2 protein-coding genes are annotated in these 845 nt (G+C 44.0%); both read left to right on the top strand.

The window, feature by feature from the left end; translation table 11 throughout:
• A partial coding sequence (map, locus tag A3729_RS18860; RefSeq protein ID WP_068634182.1) for a type I methionyl aminopeptidase occupies nucleotides 1-600 on the top strand: 600 nt, incomplete at its 5' end.
• Between the two features lie 18 nt (nucleotides 601-618).
• Nucleotides 619-845 (top strand): hypothetical protein (locus tag A3729_RS18855; protein WP_156498023.1); only part of this gene is annotated, 227 nt, incomplete at its 3' end.

The raw sequence follows: 845 nt of genomic DNA, 5'->3' as shown, positions 1-845 counted from the left end.
AATTATAAAGGCTTTCCAAAGTCTATCTGCACCTCGGTCAACCATGTCATCTGCCACGGTATTCCAAGCGACAAGAAAGTGCTAAAAAGTGGTGACATAGTAAATGTCGACATCACTGTCATTAAAGATGGCTACCACGGTGACACCAGTAAAATGTTTTTCATTGGCAAGCGAAGCATTGCTGCCGAAAGACTATGCAAAATTACGCAAGAATGTTTATACAAAGGCATTGCCCTTGTTAAGCCGGGTGCAAGACTAGGCGATATTGGCGCTGTTATTCAAAAGCATGCTGAAAACAATTACTATTCTGTAGTACGCGAGTATTGCGGCCATGGCATTGGTGCTGTTTTCCATGAAGAGCCGCAGGTCATGCATTATGGTAAACCAGGCACCGGCCTTGAGCTAAAAGAAGGCATGACCTTTACTATCGAGCCAATGATTAACCAAGGCAAACGCCACTGCAAACTCTTACCAGATGAGTGGACAGTCGTGACCAAAGATCACAAGCTTTCTGCGCAATGGGAGCACACTTTGCTAGTTACCTCAGACGGTTGTGAAATACTGACCTTACGTAAGGAAGAGGAAGGTCTGCTAAGTTAAGCACAAGCCGATAAAACTATGACGCAACACAGCTCGCTCTTCGAAAAGTTCACCCACGCATCTAGCCTGGACATGCAAACATTAGTCTCTGACTTAAGTACTTGCTCACAACCAGCCCTGAATGTTCGGACAATCCTGGAAGATAGTAAGCAAGTCCTTGATCAGCTGTATCTGGCAAACGAAGATATCCGTCAGCTTATCGAAGTTAAATCCAAACTCATGGATTATATTCTTAAAGGTTTATG

This window comes from Oleiphilus sp. HI0043, assembly GCF_001634935.1.
This window is presented reverse-complemented; position numbering and strand designations above follow the sequence as displayed.